We start from the raw sequence: 4128 nt of genomic DNA, 5'->3' as shown, positions 1-4128 counted from the left end.
TGCTTCCTGTGCTTCGAGCCAGCGCAGCGCACACACGCACCATCGGTCACCCGGCCTGAGCCCCGCAAAGCGCAGTTGCGGGCGCGGCGTGACGAGGTCGTTGCCATGCGCGCGCGAGAAGGCCAGAAACTCGCCGGTCATGCGCGCGCAGATCACATGCGCGCCGCTGTCCTCGGCGGCCGTATCGCAGCAACCGTCACGCAAATAACCGGTCAGCGGGTCGTAGGAGCAGGGGCGCAGTTCCTCGCCCAGCACGTTCAGCGCCATGCCGCCCTCACTTCGCGACGGCCGTGCCCTTGAGCAAGGTCATTGCCGTGCCGATGAGCGCGGACACCTCGCTCATGTTGGCCGGCACGATCATGGTGTTGTTCTTCTGGGCGAGCTGCGCGAAGGCATCGACCGCCCGCTCGGCGACCTTGAGCTGCACCGCTTGCTCGCCGCCCGGCTCGCGGATGGCCGCGGCGATCTGGCGGATCGCATTGGCCGTCGCTTCCGCCACGGTGGTGATCGCCGAAGCTTCGCCCTGGGCGTTGTTGATCTCCGCTTGCTTCTCGCCTTCGGAACGCGCGATGAAAGCTTCGCGCTCGCCGGTGGCGATGTTGATCTGCTCCTGCCGGCGGCCTTCGCTGGCGGCGATGAGCGCGCGCTTCTCGCGCTCGGCGGTGATCTGTGCCTGCATCGACAGCAGGATCGCCGCCGGCGGCGTGAGGTCCTTGATCTCGTAGCGCAGCACCTTCACGCCCCAGTTGAGCGCTGCCTCGTCCAATGCGGCGACCACGGCCGCGTTGATGGACGTGCGCTCCTCGAAGGTCTTGTCGAGCTCCATCTTGCCGATCACGCTGCGCAAGGTGGTCTGCGCGAGCTGGGTGATGGCGACGATGTAGTTCGACGAGCCGTAGCTCGCCCGCATCGGATCGGTGACCTGGAAATACAGGATGCCGTCGACCGTGAGTTGCGTGTTGTCTTTGGTGATGCAGACCTGGCTGGGGACGTCCAGCGGCACCTCCTTGAGCGAATGGCGGTAGGCCAGCCGGTCTACGAAGGGCACAAGAAAATTCAGGCCAGGGGTGAGGGACGCGTGGTACTTGCCGAGCCGCTCGACGACCCACGCGTTTTGCTGCGGCACGATCTTGATCGAGCGCGCGATGAAGATGAAGGCGACGATCAGGAGGACGAAGGCGACGATTTCCATGGAGGCAGGGCTTTTCGGAGTTGAGTGTTCAGCGGCCCAGGAGCAGCCGGTTTGATTCGATGCCGCGGATGGTGTGCAGGCCTGGTTGCGGTTCGCCTTCGTCGGCATAGCGGGCGTTCCACTGCGCGCCGCGGTAGTCGATGCGCGCTGTGCCGTCGGGCTCCCAGCGCTCGACGCTAACCTGCTCGCCGACGTCGAGGTTGAAGTTGCGGTTCGGGACGGCGCCGGCGAGTGCCTGCTGTCGTTGGCGCCGCACATGCCAAGCCACGATGGCACCGCCGCCGACCAGGGCAGCCGCCACCAGTTGCGCACTGAACGCGAGCCCTAGATGGGCCGAGAGTGCCGCCGCCGTGACGCCGAGCGCGAGCATCAGGAGATAGAAAGTGCCGGTGGCCATTTCGGCGGCGATCAGCACGCCTGCGGCGATCCACCACAGGGTCGCAGCACTCCACTCCATCCTTGCTCCTTCATCGTGCAAAGCCACGAAGCTTGCCTCTCAGTGTACGACGCAGGCACGGTGCGGCACGGTGACGAAGCGGGCAGCGAAAGCCCTAAACTGCGCCCTCTTTCGCGCGGGCATCGCCTGCGAATCCTGCCCCTGTCGGAGCCGCATCGATGCAGCATTTTCGTTTTCCCATCGTCATCATCGACGAGGACTACCGCTCCGAGAACACTTCCGGCCTGGGCATCCGTGCGCTGGCCGACGCGATCGTCAAGGAAGGTTTCGAGATCCTCGGCGCCACGAGCTACGGCGACCTGAGCCAGTTCGCGCAACAGCAAAGCCGCGCCAGCGCGTTCATCCTGTCGATCGACGACGAGGAATTCAAGGGCGGCCCCGAACTCGACCCGGCGGTGCTGAACCTTCGCAAGTTCATCCAGGAAATCCGCCGCAAGAACGCCGAGATCCCGATCTACCTGTACGGCGAGACCCGTACATCTCAGCACCTGCCGAACGACGTGTTGCGCGAGCTGCACGGCTTCATCCACATGTTCGAGGACACGCCCGAGTTCGTGGCGCGCCACATCATCCGGGAGGCCAAAAGCTACCTCGACGGCCTGGCGCCGCCGTTCTTCAAGGCGCTGGTCGACTATGCGCAGGACGGCTCGTATTCGTGGCACTGCCCGGGCCACTCGGGTGGCGTGGCGTTCCTGAAAAGCCCGGTGGGCCAGATGTTCCACCAGTTCTTCGGCGAGAACATGCTGCGCGCCGACGTGTGCAACTCGGTCGACGAACTGGGCCAGTTGCTCGACCACACCGGCCCGGTGGCGCAAAGCGAGCGCAACGCGGCGCGCATCTTCAACGCCGACCATTGCTTCTTCGTCACCAACGGCACCAGCACGAGCAACAAGATGGTCTGGCACCATACCGTCGCACCCGACGACGTGGTGGTGGTCGACCGCAACTGCCACAAGTCGATCCTGCACGCCATCATCATGACCGGCGCGGTGCCGGTGTTCCTGACGCCCACACGCAACCACCTGGGCATCATCGGCCCCATACCGAAGAGCGAATTCGAGCCCGAGACGATCCGCCGCAAGATCGCCGCGAATCCCTTGCTGCAGGGCGTGGATCCGGCGACCGTCAAGCCGCGAATCCTCACGATCACTCAAAGCACCTACGACGGCGTCGTCTACAACACCGAGACCATCAAGGGCCTGCTCGACGGCTGGATCGACACGCTTCACTTCGACGAAGCCTGGCTGCCGCACGCCGCGTTTCACAAGTTCTACGGCACCTACCACGCGATGGGCAAGTCGCGTCCTCGGCCCAAGGAGGCGGTGGTCTATGCGACGCAGTCCACCCACAAGCTGCTCGCCGGCCTGAGCCAGGCGTCGCAGGTGCTCGTGCAGGACGCGCAGAACACCCGGCTGGACCGGCACCTGTTCAACGAGGCCTACCTGATGCACACCTCCACCTCGCCGCAGTACGCGATCATCGCAAGCTGCGATGTTGCTGCGGCGATGATGGAGCCGCCGGGCGGCACGGCGCTGGTCGAGGAAAGCATCCTCGAGGCGCTCGACTTCCGGCGCGCCATGCGCAAGGTGGAAAAGGAATTCGGCAACAAGGACTGGTGGTTCCGGGTCTGGGGCCCCGACAAGCTCGCCAGCGAAGGCATCGGCAAGCCCGAAGACTGGATGATCAAGGGCGATGCCAAGTGGCACGGCTTCGGCGATCTGGCGCCCGGGTTCAACATGCTCGACCCGATCAAGTCGACCATCGTCACGCCGGGGCTCGACGTGGCCGGCAAATTTGCCAAGACCGGCATCCCGGCTTCGATCGTCACCAAGTTCCTGGCCGAGCACGGCGTTATCGTCGAGAAGACCGGTCTGTACTCGTTCTTCATCATGTTCACCATCGGCATCACCAAGGGCCGTTGGAACACGATGCTGACGGCGCTGCAGCAGTTCAAGGACGACTACGACCGCAATGCGCCCCTGTGGCGGATCCTTCCCGAGTTCTGCGGTTTTCAGCCGCGCTACGAACGCATGGGCCTGCGCGATCTGTCACAGAGCATTCACGAGGCCTATGTGACCGGCGACATCGCCCGGCTCACGACCGAGATGTACCTGTCGGATCTGCAGCCGGCCATGAAGCCGAGCGAGGCGTACTCGCACATCGCTCATCGCAAGACCGAACGCGTCGAGATCGAAGCGCTGGAAGGCCGCATCACGACGTCGCTGCTCACGCCCTATCCGCCCGGCATTCCGCTGCTCATCCCGGGCGAGCGTTTCAACAAGAAGATCGTCGACTACCTGCGCTTCACCCGCGACTTCAACAAGCGCTTCCCCGGTTTCGACACCGACGTGCATGGGCTGGTCGAGGTCGACGGCGCGGACGGTGGGGAGCGTCAGTACTACGTTGACTGCGTGAGGGCTTGACCGGGGAGGGACGGCGAAGCCGGCTGCGGCGCTGCGCTGCGCTCCTGTCCCTCGGC

The 4128-nt window shown here is 64.7% G+C and carries 4 protein-coding genes; 1 reads left to right on the top strand and 3 read right to left on the bottom strand.

What is annotated here, in order from left to right:
• From H0W38_RS17990 to H0W38_RS17980, 3 genes are all read right to left on the bottom strand, one after another.
• Positions 1 to 267, bottom strand: a 267-nt coding sequence (locus H0W38_RS17990; protein ID WP_292456641.1) for a DUF2237 domain-containing protein, incomplete at its 3' end; no start/stop codon positions are given.
• 7 nt (positions 268 to 274) lie between these two features.
• A complete protein-coding gene (locus H0W38_RS17985; RefSeq protein WP_292456639.1) occupies positions 275 to 1192 on the bottom strand; it encodes a stomatin-like protein in 918 nt (305 codons plus the stop codon).
• A gap of 28 nt (positions 1193 to 1220) precedes the next feature.
• Positions 1221 to 1649, bottom strand: a complete 429-nt coding sequence (locus tag H0W38_RS17980) for an NfeD family protein (protein WP_292456637.1) — start codon at positions 1647 to 1649, stop codon at positions 1221 to 1223.
• 158 nt (positions 1650 to 1807) lie between these two features.
• On the opposite strand from H0W38_RS17980, the gene H0W38_RS17975 reads away from it, so the two are divergent.
• Positions 1808 to 4072, top strand: a complete 2265-nt coding sequence (locus H0W38_RS17975) for an arginine/lysine/ornithine decarboxylase (RefSeq protein WP_292456635.1) — start codon at positions 1808 to 1810, stop codon at positions 4070 to 4072.
• The last annotated feature ends 56 nt before the right edge of the window (positions 4073 to 4128 follow it).

Origin of the sequence: Methylibium sp. (assembly GCF_013817365.1) — a bacterium.
Lineage (GTDB): Bacteria > Pseudomonadota > Gammaproteobacteria > Burkholderiales > Burkholderiaceae_C > Methylibium.
This window is presented reverse-complemented; position numbering and strand designations above follow the sequence as displayed.

Coding starts and splice junctions, on each gene's coding strand:
- H0W38_RS17980 (WP_292456637.1), bottom strand. CDS start 1,649: ATGGAGTGGAGTGCTGCGACCCTGTGGTGGATCGCCGCAGGCGTGCTG.
- H0W38_RS17985 (WP_292456639.1), bottom strand. CDS start 1,192: ATGGAAATCGTCGCCTTCGTCCTCCTGATCGTCGCCTTCATCTTCATC.
- H0W38_RS17975 (WP_292456635.1), top strand. CDS start 1,808: ATGCAGCATTTTCGTTTTCCCATCGTCATCATCGACGAGGACTACCGC.